Origin of the sequence: Methanospirillum hungatei, from assembly GCF_019263745.1 — an archaeon.
GTDB classification, from domain to species: domain Archaea; phylum Halobacteriota; class Methanomicrobia; order Methanomicrobiales; family Methanospirillaceae; genus Methanospirillum; species Methanospirillum purgamenti.
In genome coordinates this window covers 3,044,992-3,071,066 of the sequence record NZ_CP077107.1, presented here as the reverse complement: position 1 = coordinate 3,071,066, position 26,075 = coordinate 3,044,992, and the positions used below count along the sequence as shown (strand labels likewise).

Annotated in this window: 26 protein-coding genes; 7 read left to right on the top strand and 19 right to left on the bottom strand. The window is 42.5% G+C overall.

Features of this window, described 5'->3' with window-relative positions:
- Positions 1 to 20: 20 nt before the first annotated feature.
- On the bottom strand, positions 21 to 1,862 hold the full coding sequence (locus KSK55_RS14885; RefSeq protein WP_218607480.1) for a glycoside hydrolase family 3 protein: 1,842 nt from the start codon (positions 1,860 to 1,862) through the stop codon (positions 21 to 23).
- A 118-nt stretch (positions 1,863 to 1,980) separates the two neighbouring features.
- On the opposite strand from KSK55_RS14885, the gene KSK55_RS14880 reads away from it, so the two are divergent.
- Positions 1,981 to 2,622, top strand: coding sequence for a DUF2284 domain-containing protein (locus KSK55_RS14880; RefSeq protein ID WP_218607479.1), 642 nt, complete (start codon positions 1,981 to 1,983; stop codon positions 2,620 to 2,622).
- Between the two features lie 128 nt (positions 2,623 to 2,750).
- Here the strand turns inward: KSK55_RS14880 and KSK55_RS14875 are convergent, their stop codons facing one another.
- The 8 genes from KSK55_RS14875 to KSK55_RS14840 all read right to left on the bottom strand — a co-directional run bounded on the left by KSK55_RS14875 (position 2,751) and on the right by KSK55_RS14840 (position 11,338).
- Positions 2,751 to 2,915 (bottom strand): type II toxin-antitoxin system Phd/YefM family antitoxin, encoded by a 165-nt coding sequence (locus KSK55_RS14875; RefSeq protein WP_218607478.1) that lies wholly within the window; start codon positions 2,913 to 2,915, stop codon positions 2,751 to 2,753.
- Positions 2,916 to 3,003: 88 nt separating this feature from the next.
- Positions 3,004 to 3,822, bottom strand: coding sequence for an ATP-binding protein (locus tag KSK55_RS14870; protein ID WP_218607477.1), 819 nt, complete (start codon positions 3,820 to 3,822; stop codon positions 3,004 to 3,006).
- 40 nt (positions 3,823 to 3,862) lie between these two features.
- Entirely contained in the window at positions 3,863 to 4,675 is an 813-nt protein-coding gene (locus tag KSK55_RS14865) for a 2Fe-2S iron-sulfur cluster-binding protein (RefSeq protein WP_218607476.1), read from the bottom strand.
- A gap of 1 nt (position 4,676) precedes the next feature.
- Positions 4,677 to 6,365, bottom strand: a complete 1,689-nt coding sequence (locus tag KSK55_RS14860; protein ID WP_218607475.1) for a NuoF family protein — start codon at positions 6,363 to 6,365, stop codon at positions 4,677 to 4,679.
- Positions 6,362 to 6,844: an NADH-quinone oxidoreductase subunit NuoE family protein gene (locus KSK55_RS14855; RefSeq protein ID WP_214420957.1), complete on the bottom strand. Its 483-nt coding sequence runs from the start codon at positions 6,842 to 6,844 to the stop codon at positions 6,362 to 6,364. Before KSK55_RS14855 ends, KSK55_RS14860 begins: the two co-directional genes overlap by 4 nt.
- Positions 6,845 to 6,865: 21 nt before the next feature.
- Positions 6,866 to 8,752 (bottom strand): anaerobic carbon-monoxide dehydrogenase catalytic subunit, encoded by a 1,887-nt coding sequence (gene cooS / locus KSK55_RS14850; RefSeq protein ID WP_218607474.1) that lies wholly within the window; start codon positions 8,750 to 8,752, stop codon positions 6,866 to 6,868.
- A 15-nt stretch (positions 8,753 to 8,767) separates the two neighbouring features.
- Entirely contained in the window at positions 8,768 to 9,373 is a 606-nt protein-coding gene (locus KSK55_RS14845; RefSeq protein ID WP_218607472.1) for a 4Fe-4S dicluster domain-containing protein, read from the bottom strand.
- Between the two features lie 129 nt (positions 9,374 to 9,502).
- Positions 9,503 to 11,338 carry an alkyl/aryl-sulfatase gene (locus tag KSK55_RS14840; RefSeq protein WP_256664046.1) on the bottom strand — a complete coding sequence of 612 codons (1,836 nt, stop codon included), beginning with the start codon at positions 11,336 to 11,338 and terminating at the stop codon, positions 9,503 to 9,505.
- A 274-nt stretch (positions 11,339 to 11,612) separates the two neighbouring features.
- Here KSK55_RS14840 and KSK55_RS14835 point away from each other — a divergent pair, with 274 nt between their 5' ends.
- Positions 11,613 to 11,915 (top strand): hypothetical protein, encoded by a 303-nt coding sequence (locus KSK55_RS14835; protein WP_218607470.1) that lies wholly within the window; start codon positions 11,613 to 11,615, stop codon positions 11,913 to 11,915.
- Positions 11,916 to 12,014: 99 nt separating this feature from the next.
- On the opposite strand, the gene KSK55_RS14830 is transcribed toward KSK55_RS14835, so the two are convergent.
- Complete coding sequence (locus KSK55_RS14830) at positions 12,015 to 12,572, bottom strand: HdeD family acid-resistance protein (protein WP_218607468.1); 558 nt, start codon at positions 12,570 to 12,572, stop codon at positions 12,015 to 12,017.
- Positions 12,573 to 12,639: 67 nt separating this feature from the next.
- On the bottom strand, positions 12,640 to 13,311 hold the full coding sequence (locus KSK55_RS14825; protein WP_218607467.1) for a DUF2115 domain-containing protein: 672 nt from the start codon (positions 13,309 to 13,311) through the stop codon (positions 12,640 to 12,642).
- A 175-nt stretch (positions 13,312 to 13,486) separates the two neighbouring features.
- Here KSK55_RS14825 and KSK55_RS14820 point away from each other — a divergent pair, with 175 nt between their 5' ends.
- A complete protein-coding gene (locus KSK55_RS14820; RefSeq protein WP_218607466.1) occupies positions 13,487 to 14,551 on the top strand; it encodes a class I SAM-dependent methyltransferase in 1,065 nt (354 codons plus the stop codon).
- Positions 14,552 to 14,566: 15 nt separating this feature from the next.
- On the opposite strand, the gene KSK55_RS14815 is transcribed toward KSK55_RS14820, so the two are convergent.
- From KSK55_RS14815 to KSK55_RS14790, 6 genes are all read right to left on the bottom strand, one after another.
- On the bottom strand, positions 14,567 to 15,169 hold the full coding sequence (locus tag KSK55_RS14815) for a hypothetical protein (RefSeq protein WP_218607465.1): 603 nt from the start codon (positions 15,167 to 15,169) through the stop codon (positions 14,567 to 14,569).
- Between the two features lie 44 nt (positions 15,170 to 15,213).
- Positions 15,214 to 16,887 (bottom strand): PAS domain S-box protein, encoded by a 1,674-nt coding sequence (locus KSK55_RS14810; RefSeq protein ID WP_218607464.1) that lies wholly within the window; start codon positions 16,885 to 16,887, stop codon positions 15,214 to 15,216.
- Positions 16,888 to 17,022: 135 nt separating this feature from the next.
- Positions 17,023 to 18,828, bottom strand: coding sequence for an ABC transporter ATP-binding protein (locus KSK55_RS14805; RefSeq protein ID WP_218607463.1), 1,806 nt, complete (start codon positions 18,826 to 18,828; stop codon positions 17,023 to 17,025).
- Positions 18,825 to 20,600: an ABC transporter ATP-binding protein gene (locus KSK55_RS14800; protein WP_214420946.1), complete on the bottom strand. Its 1,776-nt coding sequence runs from the start codon at positions 20,598 to 20,600 to the stop codon at positions 18,825 to 18,827. Before KSK55_RS14800 ends, KSK55_RS14805 begins: the two co-directional genes overlap by 4 nt.
- A 114-nt stretch (positions 20,601 to 20,714) precedes the next feature.
- Positions 20,715 to 21,005: a YkgJ family cysteine cluster protein gene (locus KSK55_RS14795; RefSeq protein ID WP_218607461.1), complete on the bottom strand. Its 291-nt coding sequence runs from the start codon at positions 21,003 to 21,005 to the stop codon at positions 20,715 to 20,717.
- Positions 21,006 to 21,162: 157 nt separating this feature from the next.
- Entirely contained in the window at positions 21,163 to 21,327 is a 165-nt protein-coding gene (locus KSK55_RS14790; protein WP_218607460.1) for a rubredoxin, read from the bottom strand.
- A gap of 206 nt (positions 21,328 to 21,533) precedes the next feature.
- On the opposite strand from KSK55_RS14790, the gene KSK55_RS14785 reads away from it, so the two are divergent.
- The gene (locus KSK55_RS14785; protein ID WP_218607459.1) at positions 21,534 to 22,199 is read left to right on the top strand and encodes a DUF120 domain-containing protein; all 666 of its coding nucleotides are present in this window, start codon (positions 21,534 to 21,536) and stop codon (positions 22,197 to 22,199) included.
- The gene (gene ribB / locus KSK55_RS14780; RefSeq protein WP_218607458.1) at positions 22,196 to 22,912 is read left to right on the top strand and encodes a 3,4-dihydroxy-2-butanone-4-phosphate synthase; all 717 of its coding nucleotides are present in this window, start codon (positions 22,196 to 22,198) and stop codon (positions 22,910 to 22,912) included. Before KSK55_RS14785 ends, ribB begins: the two co-directional genes overlap by 4 nt.
- Before the next feature lie 43 nt (positions 22,913 to 22,955).
- Here ribB and KSK55_RS14775 read toward each other — a convergent pair whose 3' ends face one another.
- Positions 22,956 to 23,999 (bottom strand): lysylphosphatidylglycerol synthase transmembrane domain-containing protein, encoded by a 1,044-nt coding sequence (locus KSK55_RS14775; protein WP_250545265.1) that lies wholly within the window; start codon positions 23,997 to 23,999, stop codon positions 22,956 to 22,958.
- 123 nt (positions 24,000 to 24,122) lie between these two features.
- Here KSK55_RS14775 and KSK55_RS14770 point away from each other — a divergent pair, with 123 nt between their 5' ends.
- Both KSK55_RS14770 and KSK55_RS14765 read left to right on the top strand, forming a co-directional pair.
- Complete coding sequence (locus tag KSK55_RS14770; RefSeq protein WP_218607457.1) at positions 24,123 to 24,845, top strand: glycosyltransferase family 2 protein; 723 nt, start codon at positions 24,123 to 24,125, stop codon at positions 24,843 to 24,845.
- 53 nt (positions 24,846 to 24,898) lie between these two features.
- Positions 24,899 to 25,336 carry a PPC domain-containing DNA-binding protein gene (locus KSK55_RS14765; RefSeq protein ID WP_218607456.1) on the top strand — a complete coding sequence of 146 codons (438 nt, stop codon included), beginning with the start codon at positions 24,899 to 24,901 and terminating at the stop codon, positions 25,334 to 25,336.
- On the opposite strand, the gene cofC is transcribed toward KSK55_RS14765, so the two are convergent.
- Entirely contained in the window at positions 25,337 to 26,065 is a 729-nt protein-coding gene (cofC, locus tag KSK55_RS14760) for a 2-phospho-L-lactate guanylyltransferase (RefSeq protein ID WP_250545264.1), read from the bottom strand.
- Between the last annotated feature and the right edge of the window lie 10 nt (positions 26,066 to 26,075).

The window sequence follows — 26,075 nt, the reverse complement described above, 5'->3', positions numbered from 1 at the left end:
CAGGAGTGTTTATAATCGAATCAGATATGAAAATCCCGGATGATCCCGGAATTCATGGGAAAAATAATAGTCCCGTTCTCGTCCTCAATATTCACCGGAAGGGTTCCTGTTATCGGAATTTCCCCAAAAAGTGCACGAATTGCAGAGTGGATATTCTGTCCTCCGGCCCTTCCGGCATATGTCGCAACATATATCGGAACATCCTGCATGAACATGATATCATACGGTTGGTTTAACGCTAAACCTGCGACCGGGATCTCATACTCATTGGCAAAATCCAAAAGACACCGTGAAAACTGTGGGATGTAGTATTCATCAGTCCGCTGTGTTGCATTAGATGAACTTGTTCCAAGGATTACCAGAGAAGTATTCATCACCGCCTGTTGCTGCTCCTCGGATAACTCCGTTTCATTTTGATAGGTATAAGTTAATATTTCCGGAGAGTATCTTTGCCCATTGCATATCTCCTCAACCGCCAGAGATGTTTCATTGGTAAAGAGCAATGTCGGGGTGAATATCGCAATGCTTTTCATTTCAGAGCATGAAAAAGGAACAAGCATATTCCGATCTGATAGAAGGGTGACTGTTTTCTCTGATGCTTCCCGTTCAATTGTATAGGTTTTTTCTCCAAGACAAACTTCCTGTGCATAAGCAATTCGAGATGCTATATCAAGGTTTAAATTATTTTCCGATACGAGAGGATTGATTATCCCATACTTTTCTTTCATGGCAAGGATTCGTTTCACTGATTCATCGACCCTGGTCTTCACCTCCGGATCAGATTGGTATGCTGTTAGAACGGCTTCATATGCTTCATCTACCGGGTCAGGATAGAGGATGATGTCTGCTCCAGCCTTGACAGCTCTCACCGCTGCATCTCCGGTCTTAAAATTATCAATAATTGCTTTCATCATCATGGCATCCGTGATAATGAGGCCATCAAAGGAGAGTTCCTCACGAAGCAGCCCGGTCAGGATAGGTTTTGAAAGTGTTGCCGGCGTTGCAACTTCTGTTCCGTCATCAAGGAGGTTTGTAGAATTATCATATGCAGGGAAGATGATATGAGCAGTCATTATGGCATCTACTCCTGATGCAATAGCTGATCTGAAGGGCACCAGTTCTACCTCATTCATCCTAGCTTTGGTATGGTTTTCAAGTGGAAGTCCGAGATGGCTGTCGATGTCCACATCTCCATGGCCAGGGAAATGTTTCCCGCTGCATATAATTCCTGCATCATGTATTCCGGCAATATAGGCATCTCCAAGCTCTGCAACCAGATTCGGGTCGGCTCCAAATGACCGGATTCCAATCACCGGGTTATTCTGGTTTGTTTCCACATCGAGGACCGGTGCAAAATTCATATGAATTCCAAGGGAAGAAAGTTCATCTCCTATTGTCTTTGCTACATGCCTGGTGGTTTCTGCGGACCTGCTAGCACCAAGAGCCATGTTTCCCGGCATCCTGGGACCAAAGGGAATTCTGTTAATTAATCCTCCTTCCTGGTCTATTGATATAAAAAATGGGATTTTGCCACCATGTTCAAGCACTGGCCCTTCAATTTGCAGGGCATTGGTGAGTGTCACTATCTGTTCAACTGATGAGAGATCCCGTGCAAACAGGATAATACCGCCTGGATGAATTCTCTTTAGCATTGATTGAAGTTCTGGTGTCATCTCCTGTGTCCCATTTCCTGATAATGAGGAGATTGCAGGCATGAAGATCTGTCCGACCCGCTCTTCATCCGTCATATTCGAAAAAACCAGATTGACATACTGGGACTCTGGAGAATCACTCCATACTGAAGAGATATTGATTGCAATAAAAATAAGTGACAATATCAGAATCGTTATGTGCCTTCTCATGACAGAAATTAAATCGCTGAGATGGATAATCATTTGTGTTCGCCAAATTAATTTCTATTAACAATAGGGTTGAGAAGGATTCTCATACCATAAACCCATATATTCTTACTGGATTTTTATGTCTGATTCACATATGAATGACGAAGATGATTTTTCATTTCTTGTGAAAAAAGCCCTTGAAATGGGTGCAGCCGACGCGAAAATAATTCCAGCATCCCATATCTGTGTGGAAGACCGAGTAGCCCTGAAGTGCAAAAGTGGCTGTATATCGTATGGTAAAAAACTCACTTGTCCTCCATATGTTCCCACACCTGACCAGTTCCGAAAGATAGTCAGTGAATACCAATATGCACTTTTAGTAAAATATCTCTCACCAGCAGTAGCCGAGCCTGATATTATCTGTTCAATATACCGATATTGGCTTGACCCAAAAGCTCCGGAGGATAAAAAAAGGAAGGCACAGGATTTCTGGACTAATCACTTTAATGGCACAAAGAACCTCTCTCCCATGATGTTAGAACTGGAACGGCTGGCCTTTAATGCAGGATATACGTTTGCACTGGCGTTTATGAACGGATCCTGCAGATTATGTGAAACATGCAATGTTGAAAAAGGGCTCTGTCTTCATCCGACACAGGCACGTATGACTGAACATGCGGTTGGAATAAATATGAAAAAGACAGCAGAGGCAGCAGGAATGCCAATCCGTTTTCCTGTTATCGGACATCCTGAATTAATGGCTCTTCTGCTTATTGATTAAAATATACAATCTCAAATGGCGTTATCAAGCTTGAACTCTTGGATAAAGGAACTAAACATTCTGGTTTTTCCTTGTTCTATATCCGGTTCTGCAGATGTAAGTAATCAGGCAATATTCCCGGCATGAATCTATTTTTCATACTCTTTTACATCAAGCAATACAGAAACTGCACGGCCATTGACGGTAAGGAAAACCGGGCGACCAGTTGTATGAATATGATTTAGGATCTCCCGGGTGTGACGCTTGAGATCAGTTACTGATCGAATATCTTCAGAAGGAGAGAGAGTAGACATATGATGTGAAATAGAGTGTATTATTAGAGATTAAATTTGATGTCATAGGGATAAAAATAAAAATATGAACTCACTCATCGGTCGTTTTTCACGTTCTCATAAGCCCATGCATCTCAAGAGATATCAAAAGTTCCCTGACACCATCCACAAATTCTGACTGTTCCTCAAGCATTGGTCGTACATCCGGATCATAGAGGAGCATCATCTCATCATACGGAATGTAAAATTTCCCCGAAAAATACCCATCATAATCGGCAAGTAATCTGTCAACCCGTGATATATCTCCGGGCGATCTGACCCGGTTGACGACCAGGTGAATGTCTGGTATCTCCAGTTCCCTGGCAAGTTCTGCTGCATGTTTAACAACCTGAACTGCGTTATATGTCGGATCTGCAACCAGAACCGCTTGATTAAAGCCTTTCGCAAGTGCCCGTCCAAAATGCTCAACTCCGGCCTGGGTGTCCATGAGAATTATCTCCCCTTCCCGCAGGTTGATATGTCTCATGACTGCGTCAAGCAGGGTGTTCTCCGGACAAAGACATCCGGTAGCAGCTTTTACTACGGTTCCCATAACCAGGATGTTGACACGATCCGGCCCTTTCATGCCAAATCGCTCAACTACATCTGATACATCCGGATTAAGGGAGAGCATGAGACCATATCCGGAATCAGGTCTGGCTCCGGTCTTTTCCTCAATATAATCCAGGTTTTTTGAGAGCGGGACAATCGATTCAGCATCTTCGGGAGAGACACCGATAGCATAGGGAAGGTTCATCTGGGGATCTTCATCAACTGCCAGGACGGAATATCCTCTTGCTGCAAAAAGATGAGAGAGGAGTGAGGTTATCGTTGTCTTTCCAACGCCCCCTTTCCCGGTAATGACTACCCGGAATCCATGAGTGCTCATTGTTTTATTTTACTCCTCAATACGGTTTTTAAGAATAATATCAGGATTTTGGGATTTTCCCTACCTCTTTTCGGGTGATTAATTTTCTCCTGCATTCAGGGCACAGGGTTCTGATCTCTTCGATGATTTCAGGTTCAAGGTTGTTCAGCACCTTTTGCATAAGTTTCTCCGGAGCAAATGACTTCCTACATGATGAGCATGTTGCAAGAGGAACTGTTGTATGGGACCATGATTGCATGATCCGGTTCGAACCCCGATCATCAAATACGATAGCATTCGTCGGACAAACCTGGGCACAGGCAGCACATCCTGCACAGTCTGGATTCTGTTCAAAAAAAGGTGTATTGATAACAGTATATGGCCCCCGGTTGATGAAATTGATTGCACATGTACCCATGATCTCATTACATACCCTGACACATAATCCGCAGAGAATACATTTTCCAAGAAGCGGGTCATCATGAACGATCTTCTTAAGAAACCTGGTCTTTGTGACTCCGTATTTTGCAGCCATCTCACGGACTACTTCTGATTTTGGTGCTTCAGCCAGGTAGAGTTCAAAGAGCAGGCTTCGGTGTTTTATGATCTCCGGGGTATCGGTCAGGATTTCAAGACCATTGTGGACTTTGATGGTACAAGCAGGAGTCATCGTTGTCTTTCCACAGGTGACCACATCAACCATGCAAAGACGGCAGGCTCCATACGGTTCAAGGGCTTTTTCATAGCAGAGATGAGGAATGTCAATATTCAGCCTCATAGCGGTTAATAGGAATATTTCTCCCTCCTCAGCCAGGTATTGATTTTTGTTGATGGTGATGGTAACCATCCGGTTCATGGAGCCGAATAGTGACATATCAGGCCTCCGGTGAGATGAGGTCATCATATTCCTCGAGAAAATACTGCATCGTGGTCAGAACCGGATTCGGTGCAGTCTGCCCAAGGCCACACAAGGATGTCTTCTGAACCGTTTCTGACAATTCTTTGAGCAGGTTGATATCCTCATGAGTGCCCTTCCCAGCGACAATCCGGTTCAGAATAAGGAGCATATGTTTGAGACCTTCCCGGCAGGGGACACATTTTCCGCATGATTCGCCTGATGCAAAATTAATGAAATACCGGGCAATGTCAACCATGTTGGTATCCTCATCCATCACCACAAGCCCTCCTGATCCCATCATGGTACCAACTTTATTCAGGTTTTCAAAATCAACCGGAGTATCAAAGAGTCTGACCGGGATACACCCTCCTGACGGACCCCCGGTCTGGACTGCCTTCACCTCTCTTCCCAGTGCTCCACCATTTCCGATATCATAGATGATCGAATGCAGGGATGTTCCCAGAGGCACTTCGACCATTCCGACATTATCAACCTTTCCAACCAGTGAAAAGACCTTGGTACCGGTGTTTCCCTTTGCACCAATTGATGAATACCAGGAAGCTCCTTTGGCAATGATAACCGGGACATTACACCAGGTTTCAACATTATTCAGATCAGTTGGCTTTCCAAAGACTCCTTTTTCGGTTAGTCGTGGGGGCCTGAGACGTGGTCTGCCGGTTTTTCCTTCGATGGATGCTGCAAGTGCGGTTGATTCTCCACAAACAAATGCTCCTGCACCGGTTGCTATCCGGATATCAAAATCAAATCCAGTATTAAAGATATTTTTCCCGAGCAATCCATATAACCGTGCCTGTTCCAGGGCAAGCATGAGACGTTCGATAGCGAGTGGATACTCGGCCCTGATGTAAATCAGCCCCTCATGAACTCCCATGGCAAATGCCCCGATGAGCATCCCCTCAAGAAGCATATGGGGATCACTTTCCATCTCGTTCCGGTTCATGTACGCACCAGGGTCTCCTTCATCGGCATTACAGACGATATATTTCTCTTCGCCGGGTGCTTTTTTCGTGATCTCCCATTTCAGGCCAGCAGGAAATCCGGCACCTCCCCGTCCCCGAAGACCTGATCGCTTCACCTCATCGATGATAGCATCAGGTTCCATGCTCGTAAGTGCCTTAAATGATGCAAAGTATCCACCAATGCCAATGTACTCGTCAATGTCTTCTGGATTAATAAGGCCGCTGTCCCGAAGGATTACTTTTTTCTGATGGGCGAAAAATGGTATCTCTTCATATTCAGGAATACTATCGAATCCGTTCCCATACACAAGGTTGCCTGTGATATGGTCCCAGTCGGAAATTTTACAGAGCACCCGATCAGAGGGAACATCACCTTGAAGAGCGAGGGATATAACCTTCTCTGCATCTTCCTGGTGCACCTTTCGAAGTAAAACAAGGGCTTTACCCGGGATGCTGACCGATACAATTGGTTCCTCTTTGCAAAACCCGATACATCCGGTCTTCACAAGTGAGATGTCGTGGTTTTCATTTTGAACTATCTCATTGATCCTGTCATACAGAGCTATGCCTCCGACAGCTATCCCGCATGATGATGTTCCAATCCCGATCCTGGGTCTTCCTGGCTGGATTTTTTTCAGCCCATTTTTTCGAACTGAGTCAAGATCTTCGGGTGTTTGAATCCTCATCGCGTCCACCCGTACATCTCTAATATATCAGGTATTCTTTCAGGAGTTACGTATCCATGCAGGTCTCCGTCAACATGGAGCACGGGAGCCATACTGCATGCTCCAAAACACCGTGCAATCTCAACCGTGAATTTGTTATCCGGTGTCGTCTGAAGATATTTGCCATCTTGTGTATCTCCTGACAACCCGAGATGTTCTTCAATGGTCTTTAAAATTATCTCTGCTCCTTTTACATGGCAGGGGGTCCCCATACAGACGGTAATCAGGTGCTCTCCAACTGGTTTCAGACTGAAAAATGAGTAAAAAGTAACAAGAGCAAAGAGTTCAGAAAGAGGAACCTGTAATTTTTCTGAGACCTGCTTCAGGGTATCCATGGGGATATGTCGTTCATGTATCTGAATTTCCCGCAAAATTCCCAAAGTTCTGCCAGAAGGATAGGGATATTTGTCAATAATTCCGTCAAGCGTCTTTTCATCCATTATGTTCTCCAAAAAGGAAGGTTAGATGTTCAGTGCTTTTCTCTTCCGGTTGATCTCTGCTTCAAGGAGATCGGCGGTTTTCAGGGGATCCGGCTCAACTGCAAAGGCAGAATTTGTAATTCCCTTCACACCGTCGGCGAGTAGATTCAGAACATTACTGCTGCCAAAGATTTTCGGTGGGATACCGAGGACTGTGTAGACACCGGATGAGACAAAGTAGGTACCGATGGAGATGGCTTTCTGGGAGTACCATTCAGGAGCGGCTCCACCGATTGGGAGATCCCCGATACCTACACCGAGTTCTTTGGCGATGTTTGCTGCTAATACGAGAATTCTCGAGCAGTCAACACAGGATCCCATATGGAGGACTGGCGGAATACCAAGCAATCTGCAGACTGAAGCAAGTCCTTCTCCGGCAAGATCTGCGGCTTCAGGAACTAAAAGACCGGCTTTCCCACAGGCTATTGCAGAGCATCCAGTCTCGACAACCAGGATATTGCGTTTAATGAGTTCTTTTGCAAGAGTTATATGTCCATAATCCTGCTTAATCCTGGGATTATTGCATCCGACAATTCCGACACACCCTCTGATTGTTCCGGCAACGATGGCATCGATAAGGGGTTTGTATGTTCCACCAAGAGCTTTTCTGATAGTCTCTTCTGAGAATCCTGCCATGACCTTCATGGGTCGTTCAGGAATTCTGACCCGGTCCGGATTTCTGTTCGGGAAGTTCTCAATAGCCAGTTTAATTATCTCATGAGCGGTATCCCGGGCATTTTCTGGTTTGAACTCTTTATAAATTGTTCCTGAAATCTTCCCCTTGGTACTAGTCGTAAAAACCTTCGTATGATAACAACCGGCAGTTAGTGGAATGGAGTGATATATACATTGATAATCAACAACCATTGCCTCGACCGCTCCGGTTGCAATAGCAAGTTCCTGGTCAAAAAATGAACCAGCCAGGGGGATGCCACTTCTCATGAGGAGTTCATTCCCGGTACAGCACATACCAACAAGATTGATACCTTTTGCTCCCTTTTCCTCAGCCATTCGTTTCAGATCAGGATCTTCGGCGACATTGACTATCATCTGAGAGAGAAGTGGATTATGGCCGTGAAGGACAATGTTGACTTTTTCCCTGCTGAGTGTTGCAAGGTTCGTGATGGATGTGAGCGGAGTCGGAGTGCCAAACAAGATGTCAGAACATTCCGTGGCAGCCATAGAACCTCCCCACCCGTCAGAGAGTGAAGTTCTCATCGCATGCAGGAGCAGATTTACATAATCTGCATCAACCCCCATGTGAATCCGGTGCATTGCCTCTACGATTTCACGATCAATGCTTCTGGGCATGATTCCGGTTTTTCTCCAGATCTCTTTCGTCTGTTCAGGGGCCCGTTCCGCTAACTGGATCCTGTTTTTAATGGTGCCATATTCTTCAAGGATACCTAGAGCAAGATCTTTTGCAATATCATTTGTAGCCCGCCCATCTGTCTGAATTCCGTATTCGGTTGCGAGCCGGTGAAGCTTTTCTACATCCTTGATTTGGTATCCTTGCCCATGACCTTCAGCAGTTTCAAGCAGAACCTGGACAACCTCCCGCCCATGATCTGAATGGGCAGCAGCCCCCACACTCAAATCATCGAGAAGATTTCTGGCAACAATGGTATCCACATTTGCACCGCATACGCCAAGGGAAGTCTTTCCTCCGAAAGGATCGATTCTACAAGGGCCCATAGCACAATTATTACAGCAAACTCCAAGTTGACCGAATCCGCACTGGGGCTGTTGCAAGGCAAACCTATCCCAGACGGTCTGTACTCCTTCATCCAGTGTTTTCCTGATTATCTCCTGGTCAGTTCGGTCAGATGCTCTTCTCTCTGCTTCTGCTCTTATCTCTTGATCTGTCATGTCTCCACCCTCCTCTTATGATAACGATGCAAGTTTCTCCATTACTTTCTGAAATGCCCTGATGTTCTCTGGAATGACGGGAACTTCGGTCTCTGATCCCCGTGATGTAATCATCCGACTGGTAAAATCCGTCCTCGCAATCCGGATAAGATCATTTGCCTCTCCAAATTCTAATGCAGATGTTTTACACGCTTCAGCACATGCTGGAATCCTTCCTTCCTCAAGTCTTCCGATACAATTGTCGCATTTTGCATTAACTTCACGGTTCATTTCATATTTCTGGATCTTCTGAAACTGAATAATACCGAAGGGACATGCCATTGCACAGACCGCACATCCAATACATTTTAGATAATCAATGAGAACAGAGCCGGTTTGTTCATCCCGATACAGTGATCCGGTTGGACAGACCTGCATACAGGGAGCAGGATCACAATGTCTGCAACGGTTCGGGAATTTTAAGTAATTGTCAATGACCTCAACAAAGATGCGTGGGTACGATTTTGTTTCCTCCTGGATCGTCGAGAGTAAACCCTTACCCTTCGAGTGTTCTATGGCGCAGGCAACCTCACAATGCCTGCATCCGACACATCGCTCCTGCCTGACAAAGACGGTTTTCATGCATGGTACCTCGTTAACCTTCCACCTTTTTTCAAAATTTCAAAATACTGCTTTGCTTGAGATAATTACTGTGAATCTGTTATGAGCGGGTATAAAGGTTATTATCAATCAGAAAAAATGGAAAATAAGTTATGGTAGAACAATATTAAATCCTGGATCAAATACATCAAGCATACCGACAAATCGGTCAAATAATCCTGAATCTCCAGTTACAGTAACATCTTCCAGTGTAACTGTTGGATTGAGGGCAATATTTTCAAGGGTCTTTCTTGCCATGGTAACGGTCACATCTGCTTCGGATGAGATTACATCAACCCAATAGACTATCACATCATTTTTGACCTGTATCAAAGCTTTGTCACCAGAATCCGAGAGGAACAAATTCATCTGGTAATCTTCTCCGGTGACCTTTTCCTTATTTACCCGTACAGAGATGTAATCAAGTAACTGACTCAGAGACATGGCTTTCATAATATCTTCGGAAATCCCGCTCATTTCATTGACTGGTTCTTCCCGCCTGAGATCCTGGGCCGCTGAGAGGTATGCATTTCGTGCAGTTCCTGATTCTGTCTGATATCCAAGTTGTTCAAGAGCAGCTGCTTCCATCTCCCGTGCAGCCATGTTTGTCGGATCAGCAAAGACAAGATAATGTGCAATAGAGGCGACCAGTTCATATTCCCCGGCATCATAATGCTCCTGAAGACGGTTCATGGTTGAATCGGCCCCTCCCATGTATTCGGTCATATAAGTGGCAAATTCTTCTGGTGGAAGGCGTTTTAAGTTAATTGGATTCCCATCATAAAATCCCAGATATTTCTGGTAGGTTGCTTTGACTCCCATGTAGATCTGGCCATAAAATCCGTATGTATACCAGAATTCCCTGAGAGATTCCGGTGGTTCAATCATACTCGCGATCTCATCCATAGTATACCCTTTGTTGATGAGATTCAGGGTTTGATCATTGATATATTTGTACAAATCTCTCTGGTTTTCCAGAAGTTCGATCACTTTATCATTTCCAAACCTTGGCCAGTGATGGGAACAGAAGACAACCTCTGCCTGATCTCCGTATAATTGTCTCGCTTCATCCAGGGCATTTGCCCAGGCAAGAGGATCCCTGACTTGTGCACCTCGGAGGGTGAGCACGTTATGAAGCGTGGCCGTGCAGTCCTCTGCCATCAGGAGAGCTTTTTTCTGTGGGAACCATATATCAAGTTCAACCGGGGCTTCAGTATTTGCAGTCAGATGAAATTCCATGTCTATGCCATCAATAGATACCTTCTGTCCGGTATGGGTGATATCAATGGTCGGGGCTATGAGTGAGGCCACCCCAACCGATGGGCTTTTTCCAAGGCCTATGTCAACATTCCCTTTTGCATCTTTTGGAAGCTGGATACCATACTGGTACGTTGCTCTCCGTTGCATTGCATTTCCTGCATATACATTTTCACTGAGAGCATGTTCCATGAAATGCTCCGGAGCGATGATCTGAACATCCCCAGTATCAACTTCATCTTCAGTGACAACTCCTTTTACTCCCTGGTAATGGTCAGCATGGGGGTGAGAATAAACGACTGCTTTGACAGGAAAATCTCCGAGTGTTTTATTTACCAGTTCCATTGCAGCTTTTGCTGTTTCTACAGAAGTCATCGGATCAATGACAATCCAACCGGTTTCTCCTTTGATGAGACTCATACTGGTGACATCATATCCCCGTACCTGATAGATCCCATCGGTGACTTCAAACAGACCATTGATGTTATTTAACTGGGACTGTCTGTATAAAAGCGGGTTTATCGTTTCCGGACGAGTTTCGTTATTTAGGAATTTGTACGCCTCCATGTCCCACGAAGTATATCCTGGATATACTGAAGGAATGGTCAGCGGATCATCCGTCGCAATAAATCCTCTGGTTGCAAAATCAAAATCTTCTTCATTGTTATCCCAGGCAGGTGTATCATTCATTTTTTCATGGATAGCAATGGTATACTCCGATGCATCATTCCTATTATCCGCAAACCCGGTCCCGCATATCAAAACGAGACAGAAAAGAGTTAAAAATATCCCAAAAATCCTCATATATGAACATAGGAGAATTAATTTATTTAGATATAAAAAGATTGTTTTTCTCTCTGAAAATATTATTATTTTTAGATTTTTCCCGATAGGTTCAGTAATCATTTTTTTATATCCAGAATCTGACTGGCCGTTGGATTGTCGAACAAAAGGTGTTATTTTAATGAAAGATGAGAAAAGTGGAGAGTATACTCATCATGAAGGAAAAATTAGTTCTATTACAGCTCATGTAGAAATCACTGAACAGGAAGGATGGGTTCAATATTGTGAATTTTCATCGGACAAAGGAATGAATGAAATACGTATATGGGTAATTGAACTTGATAATAAGACGGTTCATTTCGCTGCTATGGATGGTTTCCCTATATGTGAAATAATGTCTGACGATTTCATACATGTTATCTATGGTCATATTACCGATGATAACTCGGTTGTGGTAGGAGGAATCTGGATCTGGGTCCTATAAAAATCCCTCTTTACCCATCTAACACGATATAATTACTTTTTTCCGTGAAATCTTATAAAAAGAGGGAAGGCATTATAAAAAAGATTGAACTGGGAAATTTCAAGCCTGGGCTTTTTTTACCTGGAAAGCAACTACAACTGAACAAATACCTGCCAGTAGAGCGAACGCTCCGGCAATCAATGGCAGGGCTAATGCTGCTCCCCAAGGGAAAACCAGCAGAATGATACCAAAGATAATACTTAAAACACCAAGAATTCCAGCTCCAGCGTCCTTCGATCTATATGCTTCGTAGAGTTTTGTTCCACCAATTAAGATACCCCAGAATCCAATGAAAAATACCAGCATTGTCAACACAATAATTGAACCAAATAAAGGTTGTGCCATAATTGCGATTCCGGCAAGCATACTGATTACTGAAAGGAATATCTTCCATCCTATGTTGGATTTGTCACTGAACAAACTAACAAGGGTGAATATTCCACCGACAAACCAGTATACTCCCATAAACAAAACCAGATAATACGTTGTAATCAGCGGAGTTGTTATAAACATCAGTCCGATAATGATCGCGAGAAGTCCCCATACAAGGACCAGCCACCAGGGCATACTTCGGACAACCGCGTCAATTTCTTCGTTTGTTGGTACTTCATCATCCATATTATCACCGGTATATGGACAGAGGTACCGGATAAGTCTTTTCTTTCAATTTTTGCAGATTTGACTATCATCCATTAAAATGGTGATAATCATATATGTTTTTGATATATTCCTGTTTTCGATGTTTGCTTCCTTTTATTGGAGGTTTTAAGTATCCAATCTCGGGTGTTTGTTCTGCCGGACAAAAAGGACAGAGGGCAGCATCTACATCATGTGTTTTCGTCCGGACAGGGCAGTAATACACTCCATCGATGATCTCTACCTTATCCCCACCCGGAAATGGCATACCAACCGGATGTCCGGGAATCTCCTGAACAAACATGCAAAATCCTGATAAAAGAAATTTTAAAATACGTAATCTGGTTGTTGGATTATCTGAATCTGAACAGTTATCTGCTACCATCATCCAGTATTCGGGTGCTTGCTTAAAAACTGGTCCCTGAAGCGTGGCAAATGATCCTTGTTGATTCATAAGCCGTATCGTCTGATATGTACCGTCTAGATAAATGGCAATGGATTTTTCAAGTTCATTTTTATAATCTGGAGAAAGAGAATCAACCTTATTTGAGAAGTTCACTTTCATCTTCTGCAGATCTTTTGGTGAATAAGTAAGAACAATGTCCGCGATAGCGTGTCCTAATTCTCCTCGTACCTGGATTTCTGCAAGTTCTGTACAAACAGTAGAGATACTCTTATTCCCCGTAGGTGTTCTTTTATTTGATGACAAAAAACCAGTCATAATAGTACCGTCGTTCGGATTTGTGGAGATATAATTCTTACATCACACGAATGCGAATACATTTTTCTATGATGACATTTATATCCCCAAGTATCTGAAAAGATACTAGAGATTTGGCCTTCCATTTTTTTCAGAGGAATGGATCACCAATATTTCTGAAACCGGAATAACCATTATGTTGTTTTTATCAGACCTGGAAAAAAACCTTTGGAAGAATTACGGACAAAATATACTAACGAACGATGAATTTCCTGATAAATATCGGACAAAAATACGATCCAGCCTTTTGTCAGCATTTTATTATTATATTGGGACTCTCCTCGCAAAATCCGGGCAGTATGACCGTACGAGTGAATGGCTACATGCAGGAACATTATGTGAAGAAGCAGGTTTGTATTCATCAACCTATTTGCTTGGATTTTTAAAAAGGCATAATGGAATGATGATAAAACCCGCTGTAGCATTCGAGGATCCCCGTCCATTTATCCATTTTTCAACGGTGCCCATAATGGAACAGGCCAGAACGCATCTGATCAGGTTTTTTGCTGATTCATTGCCAGAATATGATAAACCAATTCGGTTTATGGATATTGGATGCGGGGATGGGGCATTAACTGTCAGGTTCTTAGAGCATTTAGTAAATTCAAAAAAAATTCCTGGTTTATCAGAGATTTTGTTAATTGACTCCTCACCAGCAATGATCTCCATAGCGGAAGAAAAGGTTTCCAAAGCATTTCCTGATGTTCTGATAAAAGCAGACCATGCAAAAATCCAGAATTTTTCAATATATCTCCATCAACATTATGATATTGCGATGAGTTCACTTGCCTATCATCATATGCCGGTTGAGGATAAACAAGTTCATTTATCCAAGCTCAAACCATGGATTGATCATTTCCTTCTCTTTGAGATGGATGCAAATAACGATACACCTGACATGAACTCACCGGAACTTGCATTATCTGTATATCAGTCATATGGTCGCATAATGGATTTTGTATTTTCATATGACGCTCCAGTTGAGGTCGTGATCAGTTGCATTGATTCGTTTCTGATGACTGAACTTGTTTCACTCATGTCTGAACCACGTGGTGTCAGGACAGATTATCACATGCTCCGATCTCAATGGCATGATTTATTTAAAAAATCTCTGGGCTCTGAGTTTACGCTCCGGTCTGATTGTACCTGCTATGCTGATGAATATCTCGGACTTTTTACTCTCCATTACGGCAGGGGGTAGGAAAATCCTTTCTGACTATTCTGAAATGCGAACCTCTTCAAGCCATTTATTTAGGTAATGGGTAAATTCAACTGTTTTTATCAGTTTTTGTGAAGTGGAGTTACTCTTTGGTTTTTCTTTCACGGAATTTGTTGAGATAACTGCAGGGAGGGTTTCAGATATGCCATCCCAGGGATCATTGATTGGAAATCCCGCTTTTCTTAAGAGAGGATCCCATGTAACATCAAGAAGACACCATTTGTCGTCTAAAAATGCTTTAGAACATAAATGATATACTGCAGGGAGATAAGACACAATGTTCTGCAACGATGGAGGATATTTTACCTGCTGGTCTTTCCACCTGAATGGAATTATTACATATTCTATATGGATGTTGAGTTTTTGAAACATCCAGATAAGAAGTATGTGTTTTGGTCCACACCACCCTCTATTATGTGTAATCATCATTTTCACAAGGTCTGATGATCCTTCCCAATCTGGTATGATTGCATATGGAATATTTCTGATATGGGAAAAAATGCTGATTCTCTGTTCTCGTGGAGATAATCCCCTGGTCCATTCAAGAAATAGTGTTTCACGAAACTCTTCTTCACCCTTTGATATTGTTCGCTTAAACATGGATGAATGTAGATGATGAATAAAAGCGAATTTTCATTTTTTTTTCAATGAGTATCATGTGTATAGGTGCCTGTAATATCATGAAAAAATGCAGCAATCCGATTTTTCGAAATTTGGAAGACAATAACTTCAAAAATCCTATGTAATTTACCATCTGGTGAATATTCCATTTCGGTTTTTGTAATCACTTCGCCGGTTTGTGCAACTTTTTTATAAATATTGGGTAGATCAGACTTCAGAAGGTGTGGAAATGCATCTTCAATTGTTTTTCCTAAATAAGAATCACTCTTAATACCAAGAATGATATCCGCTGCCTTGTTATGCCCGGTCAACACTAACCGATTATCATCTAGAAGCTGATAGGTAAAAATACCAAAAGGTGAGTTCTGGATTATTGCTTCAAGATGTTCTTCTTTTTCTTTTAATTCTTTTTCAGCCTGCTTCTGAGTTGAGATATTCCGAAAAATCCCTTCAACACCTGCAATTTTCCCATTCTGGTCATAGTAAAAATGGCTAGAAACACCAACCAAAAATGGTGTTCCATCTTTTTTTCTTACCATTATCTCTTCGTTCTCGAGATATCCAATATTCTCCATTTTTTTAAGAAATATTTTTCTATGCGATGGTTCATGGTAAAATGTGTCAGCTATTGATTGATGAATCACCTCATCAAGGGAATCATATCCAAAAAGACGAATAAAACTAGGACTTGCAAGGATGAGATTGCCCTCAGCATCACTGCGATAATATCCATCCTGGATATTTTCTATGACACTGCGGTATAATTCCTCACTTTTTTTCAATTTTTCTTCGTTCTCTTTCTGAACTGTGATATCCCGTATCGACTCAATTGCACCGATAATTTCACTTTTCTCATTAAATAGGGGTGAAGCAATACACCAGGCAGTCATAGGAACACCCTGATGCTTTGGATAGTTAGTTTCTGCAGATATTCGAAGGCCATCGGACTGTATATGAAAATACCGATGCTCTACATGTGGAAGACCAGATAGTATGTAGTCTATCAGGATTGGAATTCGCTCTCCGTAAAAAGGAATGGCATATTCATAATTAGTTTTTCCTATCATATCATGAGATTTAAATCCGGTCATTTCTTCAATGGCCTTGTTCCAGATGAGAATTGTTCCCTGTGCATCAATGGCAAAGGTTGCATCAGGAAGGAAATTGATGATATCAGAGAGTCTGTGTTCACTCTCCCACAGTGCTTCTCTGCTGGTTGACAACTCTTCAAAATTTGCTTTTAGTTCCTCTTCAGATGCAGCGAGTTCCTGGTTTGTGGCCTGTAACTCTTCATGATTTCTTCTGAGAAGTTCTTCTGCCTGATATCGTGAAACGCCTTGTCTTACTTTGAGGGCAAGTTCTGCAAACTGAGCTTTTACATCTCCTCCTTTTTGCAGATAGAAGTCTGCACCACTATTAATGGCTTCAATTACAATCTCTTCCCTTCCTCGTCCGGTAAAAAGAATAAACGGGCGTTTATCCTGAAGAGATCTAAACGATTTTAAAAATTCTATACCATCTTTTTCCGGCATCTGATAATCTGATATTATTGCATCGATTGGATGAGAATTGAGGATCTGAAAACCTTCGTTTACAGAAAGTGCGGTATATACAGTAAATTCCCCAGTCCTTTCGAGAAAGAGTTTGGTAATATCGAGGAGGTCAGGTTCATCATCAACGTACAGAACTGATATCATGATTAGACCTGGGTATATCAGTTAGTGAACGTGAGTATATATCAAATTAATGAATAGAATGATCCCTGTACGGGAGAATTTTTTGTAAAGGAAATTGCAGACAATTCCAGGTTTTAAATTGATTCAAAAAATAAATTATGATACTCCAGTAACTGCACTAAGTTTTCCCCTGAACTGACTCATATATAGGTTAAAGTAGAATCCTTTTTTCCTGATTAGTTCGTTATGAGTCCCTCTCTCTACAATTTCACCCTCGTTGATGACGAGAATACAATCTGCATGCCTGATGGTTGAGAGCCTGTGTGCAATAATGAATGATGTCTTCCCCTCCTGTAGATGCAAAAGGCCATTTTGAATAAGTTTTTCAGTCCTCGTATCCACATTACTGGTCGCTTCATCCAGGATGAGAAGTCTTGGATGTGCCACCATCGCCCGTGCAATTGTAAGCATCTGCCTTTGTCCCTGGGATAGATTGGCACCGCCATCCATGAGAAATGTATCAAATCCCTCTGGTTGTGCCATAATAAATTCATAGGCACCTGCCTGTTTTGCAGCATCAACACATTCCTCATCTGTTGCATCTTCACGTGCATACCGAAGGTTGTCCATGATTGTTCCGGAAAATAAAAATGGTTCCTGCAACACCTGAGCGATCTGTGCCCGCAGACTATCCTGTTTAACAGAATCTATCCTGACATTATCAACCTGAATTGATCCAGACATGATGTCATAATACCTGGTAAGAATATTGATTATTGTACTTTTTCCAGCACCAGTCGGCCCACATAATCCAAATATCTGTCCCGGATTTGCATGAAATGTATTGTCTTTGAGCACAGTTCTCCCGGGAACATATGCAAAATCAACATGGTCAAAAATTACATCACCTGATATCGTTGGCATAGGTATTGCGTTTTCTCCATCTGCAACGGCTGGTCTTTCATCAAGTATACGAAAAACCCGGGATGCTCCAGCAATTGCATTCATTATCAAAGCATATTCAGAGAATATCTGGGACAGGGGTGTTGAAATGCTTGATGAAAGACCGAGAAATGCAACCAGTTCTCCAAGCTGAATGTCTCCATCAATGATCATGGCTCCTCCGACTACCAAGAGCAGGATCATCTGAAGATTTGCCATGATGGTCGTGGCAGGAACAGATGAGAGAGCAACAAATTCTGCCTTTGCCCCGATTCTTGCGACATGTTCGGATACGGATAAAAATCCTTTTGCTGTTGATTCTTCCTGTTGGTAAGCAATAGTGATTTTTTGTCCTGCAAGTCGTTCTTCTGCATACCCATTCAGTTCACCCAGCTCTTCCTGCATGTTATCAAATGCTGGTCCGGATATTCTTGCTATAGTGGTGGAGATCCAGAGTAGCCCAATTACAGCCAGGTATACTAAAAGGGTCAGGAATGGATCAATAATGATCATAATTATTGTCAGAATGATGACGGTTGTCACCGATTGAAGAACCTGCTGGATACCATTCGAGAAGAATTGATCAATCACATCAGTGTCGTTTGAGAGCCTGCTCATCAATTCTCCAATTGGCTGGCGATCAAAGAATCCAAGTGATAAAGTCTGCATATGGGTAAAGAGATCGTTTCTTAAGGTATAGAGGGCATCCTGGGAAATATCTGAGAGAAGTCGCTGAGAAAAATGACCACATACCCATAATGCTGCTGCATCCAGAATGAAAAATATCAGAACATATTGCAATTGTTCCAGACTTCCTTTCCCGGTAATGATATCTGTAGCGGTTCCCATTAGGGTTGGAAGGATTCCCATAGCAATCGAGAATCCAATCATGAGGATTATTGCACAGGAAAGCCGGTACCGGTACGTTGCCATGTAAGAGAACAAACGTTTGATATTTTCCTTCATGGCTTTCAGATCACCTGCATTTGTCATGGGATCTGACTTATTCGTTCTGATCATGATGCTCCTCCTGGATGAAGACCACTGCCAAGTTGTGATTCATAGATCTCCTGGTAAAGAGCATTTTCTGCAAGCAGTTCTGTATGGGTTCCACTTGCAACAATTCTCCCGTGTTCCATCAGAACAATCCTATCTGCAGTGATAACAGAACTTATCCGTTGTGCAACAATGAATTTCGTGACGTTTTTCATCATATCTGTGATGGCATCCTGAATTCGTGCTTCAGTGGCTACATCACAGGCACTGGTACTATCATCCAGAATGAGGATCCTGGGCTTTGTTGCAAGAGCTCGTGCGATTGAAAGTCTTTGCCGTTGTCCTCCGGAGAAGTTGGCCCCTCTTCTGGCAACTTTTCCATCATATGTTTCAGGGATGTTCTTAACAAATCCGTCAACATCTGCAGCTTTGGATGCAACAATCATCTCATCATCGGTCATGTCAGACCTTCCGAATGTTATGGCATCCCGAATATTACCGGAAAAGAGTACTGGTTCCTGCAGACAGATTCCGATGATTGAACGGAGTGTACTTTGTTTCATGTCCCTGACATCCACACCGTCTATGGTCACTTTTCCTCTTGTTACATCGTAAAACCGGGGAATGAGTGAGATTAGAGAGGATTTTCCGCACCCTGTGGATCCAAGAAATCCGATAGTTTCTCCAGGTTCTGCAATAAGATTTATGTCTTTGAGGACTTCGCCTTCTGGTTCTCCATTTTCATTCCGGTATGCAAAATCCACGTGTTCAAATATGACTCTTCCTTTCACCGTGTCCGGATTTACCTGGATTGGGTTGATTGGATCAGATATTTCCGGTATTGCATCCATAATCTCAAATATCCGGGTTAGCGAGGCATTTGCCTGGGTTATGAATGGGAGTACAATTGCAATGATCATAAGCGGCATCATCAGGATGAGGATGTACTGAACTGCTGATGTTACATTCCCAATGAGCAGCCCTTCTCCAGACAGGACATTCACCCCACCGAAATAATACACCGCCCCAAAACCTAGAAATGAAATTGCGATAACGGTGGGCATGAGGTATGCCATAACATGTTGTGGGCGAAGAGCAGCGATTTTTAATTCGTTTATAGCACCCTGATACTTATCGATTTCATATTGCTGTCTTACAAACGCCTTGACTACCCTGATTCCAGTCAGAGTTTCTCGAAGTGCCTTATTTACTCCGTCAATTTTCTTTTGTTTCCGACTAAAGGCTGGTTCAACAATGACAAAATAAATGATGAGGCTTATGGTGAAAATTATCAGAAGTGATACAATAATCCACATGAGACTTTGAGCAGTAAAATGGAGAATAATAATCGCACCAATAAGAAGAAGTGGTGCCTGCATCAGGTTCATGATTGTCTGCATAACAGCGGTTTTGACATTCATGATGTCAGTTGTCAGCCTGACTAAAAGATCACTGGATCTGAATCGGTCAATATTTCCGAAAGAGAGTGTCTGGATTTTTTCAAACGTTTTTTTTCGAAGAACATGGGTACAGTATTCAGAGGCCCAGACTGCAATTGCTGCATTTGCAATCTGGCAGATTCCTGCAATGACTGCTGCAATAAGCATGAGAAATCCGATATCCAGAACATGCCCAAAATTACCTTTAAGAATTCCGTAATCAATTAATGCAGCACTTAATGCCGGTATCGCTAGTGCTCCAGCAGCAAAAAATATATTGAGGATAATTGAAAGAAGAAACCAGCGCCGATATCCATAAAATAATTTAAATAATCGCTTATAATTAGACCTCTTCATAGCATCACCCGGAATGAATGGAGATATGTTCAATATGTGTTTAATGGTAACGATTTATTCCATGATAGGGTGAAAGTATCACCAACTTTGCATAATTGGAAAAAATGATCTATTTTATCGTCCACAAAAGTACATCCGACAGAGGTCCGGCCTGGTTTCATGTACGGTGCACATTGCCAGTCCTTCTGTATCTAACCTGAGAAACGGGCATGCAAGCGGGCGTTTGTCGTGGATGGTGTTACTCGAGAATATTTCTTTTTTGTCCGGGTCGATCGTTACAATCTGCTGAACTCCTGTTATCAGATATTGTATCCGGTAATCAAATGGGCCGGTCTGTTCCATGATACCAAATACATCGGCCATGTAACTACAACAGGTCCCACATCTATTACAGGTTCTTTCCATTTTTTCTCCGGTTATAAGATGCAGATCATCTGACAAAGAAATCTATGTACCATATGTTTCACTCATTATGATTAAGCTCACTAGTCATTCGGTGAAGAAAAGAACAGATGGATTTTTCTATGAAATATTTTCTATGTAAAGAGTAGGTGATAGGGATTTAAGCCATCACTTCAACAAATAATTCTTTCGGAGTCTGGCAACGTGGGCAAACCCAGGATGAATCAAATGATGAAAATAGAGTTTTTGGAGGAATTTTTAGATTTTCATCTCCGACCGCTTCATTATACATAAATCCACAACGGGGGCAGTACCATTTTGACATATGGTGATGTGGATTGCTTTGATATAAAATAATTTGCTTTAAAATAAATAATTCTGAATACGAGAGAGAGATCTCTGATCGTTCATGTTTTTCTCATGATGAAAGATGAAGACGAGGTGATGAATTGTATTGATCGTCCATATCACTCCTGGCATGATCACCATATATGGAAACACATTAATAGGATCCATCTCACATATGATATCATGGTTACCCCGGAGGATCTGGAATGTCTCAAACGGATTGCTCTTATGGGCGGTCTGAATACTCCGGTTTTTTTAAAAACGATTAGTCTTGGTTCAGAACTGGGATTTAGTCCTCAGACGGCATCGAGAAGGTTGCGCTCGCTTGAACAGCAACAGTTTATCAGCCGGGTGCTTGGGACCGACGGACAACAGGTGACCATCACCCATGACGGGGAGGATGCTCTCAGGCAAGAATATTGTGACTATTACCGGTTATTCGGACGCCAGGAAAAAACCCTGATGCTTGGTGGTACAGTTCAGTCAGGACTTGGTGAAGGTGCCTACTATATGAGTCTTCGTCCATATGCCGATCAGTTTCAGGATCTGCTTGGATTTACACCATTTCCCGGAACACTGAATATCCGACTTCTCCCAGGTGCAGCCCGGCAGAGAAAGCGTCTTTCAAGTGCAGACTGGAAGGTTGTACAGGGATTTGAATCTGAAGGCCGGACCTTTGGTGATGTACGGTGTCTGCCTTGTTTTATCAGCGAGGTTCCCTGTGGAATCATCATTCCTGGCCGGACTCATTATCCTGAAGAACTTATCGAAGTTGTCGCTCCTGAAGGACTTCGAAAAAAGTTTTCTCTCAAAGATGGCGATGAAATAGCAATAGAGGTGACATTATGACAAAAGACGCATTTACCGCACTGAGGCAGGGTGAGATGGTCCTGCTGTATGATTTTGATGACCGTGAACGTGAAACAGACCTTGCAATGCGTTCAGATATGATGAATCCCCGGCACATTTGTCAGATGAGAAATGAAGCAGGTGGACTTATCTGTACAGCAATTCCTTATCTTGCAGCTCAAAAGTTGGGTCTTCCTTTTGCACGGGAAGTGTTACGAAATTGTGCCATGGTTGAAAAACTTGGAGATATCCCATATGATCCATCCAACAACTCTTCTTTCTCACTCTGGGTCAATCACCGTGATACATTTACTGGCATTACTGACCGTGACCGGACAAAAACAGTCAACGCCATATCTGAAATAGTTCAGAATGTTCTAAATGGAAAGCAGGTTTCTTTTAAAGAACAATTTAGGACTCCCGGACATATGCCAATTCTGATTGCAGCAGAAAATTTGCTTTCCCAGAGGCATGGGCAGACCGAATTGTCAGTTGCTATGGCTGAAATGGCAGGTATACCTCAGACAATCACGATATGTGAGATGCTTGATGATGAGTCCGGGAATGCCTTATCCAAAGAAGATGCAATTCGTTATGCAAAGCAACATGATCTTGCATTTATTGAAGGATCAGAAGTACTTGATCAGTGGGAACATGTGACCTACCCTGCAAGAGATTGTGCAGGTCAGGCACTTGCAACCAACCGAATTTAATCCTCATCGTCACCTCTTTTTTTACAATTGTTTTGCTCGTGTGTTATTCTTTTTCAGGATTTTCTGATCTGGTTGCAATTTCCCGGTGGACGATAAACATTCCCGCTATAGTTCCGAGAATAATATTCAAGTAAAATGTAACAAATCGCCATAAAAGGACAAATATTCCAAGCATTGCAGCCGGAACGATTAGAGCATATAGTGACGATGTTGATAATTCCGTTATTCCAGATGATCCTGGAGTTGTTGGAATCATCATAATAATTGCGATCAGGATCTGAAATAAGAATGATAGGATGATGGATGGATCAAGTCCGAGTCCCATCAGTATGACTGATGCAACAATGAATTCAGTAATCCAGAATAATCCAGTTGCTACCCCGCCTGCAATGAGACCCCACCGTGCCGGACCTGCAAACCGGTTAAAACAGGTAAAAAAATTGTCAATTTCTGTATCAGCACAAGCACATATCCGGGAGGTAGAAAAACGGGTCTTTGATAGTTTATTGGTAATCCATGAAATGAGCCGGAGTATAAGGCACTTCATTTTAATAGGGTACCGGATCGCAAGGAAGGGAATAAAAAGAAAACTTAGAAGAAACACCCAGGCGACGATGATAAGGATGATCAGGCTTGTGCTAAAGGTGCTCCAGATCTCCTTTGTCATCAGCATAATGACAATGCCCATCACGGTCAGTATGATTCCATCAAGAACCCGTTCCATAATCACAACCGCTGTTGCATCTCCCACTTTCACTCCTGCCCGGTACAATTCATGAACCCTTACCGGCTCACCCCCTGCCTGGCCTGGTGTTATTGTGCCAGCTAATAATCCTGCAAGAACCATGTTCAAAGAATAAAAAAATCCAACCTGATAACCAAGTGACCGCGACATGAGCACTATACGGATACCCCAGAGGATAAGGGCCAGGATCCGAAATCCTATGGCCAGAATCAGAAAGAGAATGTTAAAGGAGAGGATATATCCAATTGTCTCTTCGGTAAATGTGGCTCCAAATACCACAATTATAACCGAGAAACTAAATAGCATTGAGATTGCAAAAAGCCCACGTGATGAAAGTTTCACTTCAGTCTCCTGATAATCCGGAATAATATACCCAGAGCCATCATGAATAAACCTTCTATGTAAGCGGGTAGCAGTATAAGATGGTATAGTACTATTCAGAAATCCCGGCAGTTATCTATTATCATGATATCCGTTGTTATTCCAGCATTTAATGAAGAAAAAAGAATAGAACGAAGTCTTATTGCCTTGTCAAACCAGACCGTCCCTCGTGATCAGTACGAACTGATTGTTGTTGATGGTGGTTCTCATGACAAAACTTGTCAAATAGCTCAGGATTATGCAGACCTCGTCTTTGTTCAGGAGTCTGAACGCGTGGCCGGAGCGAGAAATGATGGTTTTCTACGCTCACGTCATGGGCTGGTTGCAACAACCGATGCAGATAGTATTGTTGCACCAAACTGGATTGAACAGGCAATTGGTTCATTTTCTGATCCAGATGTTGTCCTATCCTTTGGACCGGTGACACCGATTGAACGGAATGATGTAAACCGACGGTATTCCCTGTTATTCAATGGCCTCATTAAATTCGGTGCCCATTCACGACTTTATTATTACACACTTGGATGTAATACTGCATTTCGAAAGGATGCTCTTCTGAAAGCCGGGATGTACCGGATCATGGATGCTGGAGATGATCTTGAGATTGCAGTCAGGATGCGAAAGATGGGGAAGGTTCAATTCGCTCCAGATATGAAGGTTGGTTTTGATTTCAGAAGGTATCATGAGTTTGGATTCTGGAATACCATATATGAATGGTATTACATAGTCCTCCAGGGAGGAATATCTGATAAGTATTCCTATACCCGCCGTGAGTACCAAGATGATGAGGAGCATGTCCAAGTCTAATACGAATACAATAAACCAATGATCTGAAATTATCTGACTACTAACAATATTCCATGAAATATACCTCCGGAACATGCGGACGAATTTTTTACCTCCATATTGAGCATGGTGAAGATCCAATAAAGACCATCAATACCTTTGTAAAGGAGAAAGAGATCAAAGCTGGTGTTATTCATTTCATAGGTGCAGTGAAAAACGCACAACTTGTCACCGGACCGGCTGTTGATATTCTACCCCCGATTTATCATGAAGAATCAGTCGTCCTTGCTCATGAGCTTATAGGAATCGGACTTATAAGAACTGGTACTGATGGTCCTGCAATTCATCTGCATATTTCTGGAGGCAGGAGAGATGAGGCTCTTACGGGATGTCTTCGTGGAGAAGCAGAGGCTTTTATTCTGGTTGAAGCGATGATAATTGAATGCGCCGGAATGGAAATACCAATGACATATAACAGTAAGATTCAGATAATGCTCCCTGACCTGAAATGATTAAAGATCACTCTCACAATCAGGCCTTTTTACACCAATTCTGCTCTTTTTCATTGCAATTTCAAATCCTTGTCTGATAAGCCAGTCCCGTGAATATCCATTATTGTGGATGAAGATTTCTATTAGGTCATCCTGCTCGTCAATGTCACAGTATAATCTGAATGAATCGATTATTTTTACCATAAGTCCGGTATCTGTCCCATACCTGACGTGTTTTTCATAACTCATTCCATAGTACTGAGCTTGAAATAATGTTGCAGATCTGACATATATTCCGTTAGTTCCTCCACCTCGTCCTGGAGCAATGGCGAGATCGCCACCGGAAGTGAGAAGAGAGAGAATTGACGACCGGTCAGCAAGAGCAAGATCAGCCATAACAATAGCCATCGGCTCTTCATTTCCCTCGCAGAACTTATTTATTGTTTCGTTTAGTCCTTCTTCCAGGATTTGGACTGGAACATCATCAAGTGTAACTGGTGCTGTAGCAAGGATAAGAGGTGAGCATCCTGCACTTTTCACTGCATCAACGACATCCCGGAGCATTGCATAAGCAAAACTTTCCCGCTCATTCTCGGTTAGAATGCATGAAAGACGAGTCTTTGGATTTATTGGTTTGTAGGGGATGACAACCGGTATCCGCATCTTGAAAACATGGTTGCCATCAGAGATGGAAAAAGGAATCGCAGTACTTATCAAAACCCAAAACCACCATAAGGATCCCCGGCACATCAGACAGGTA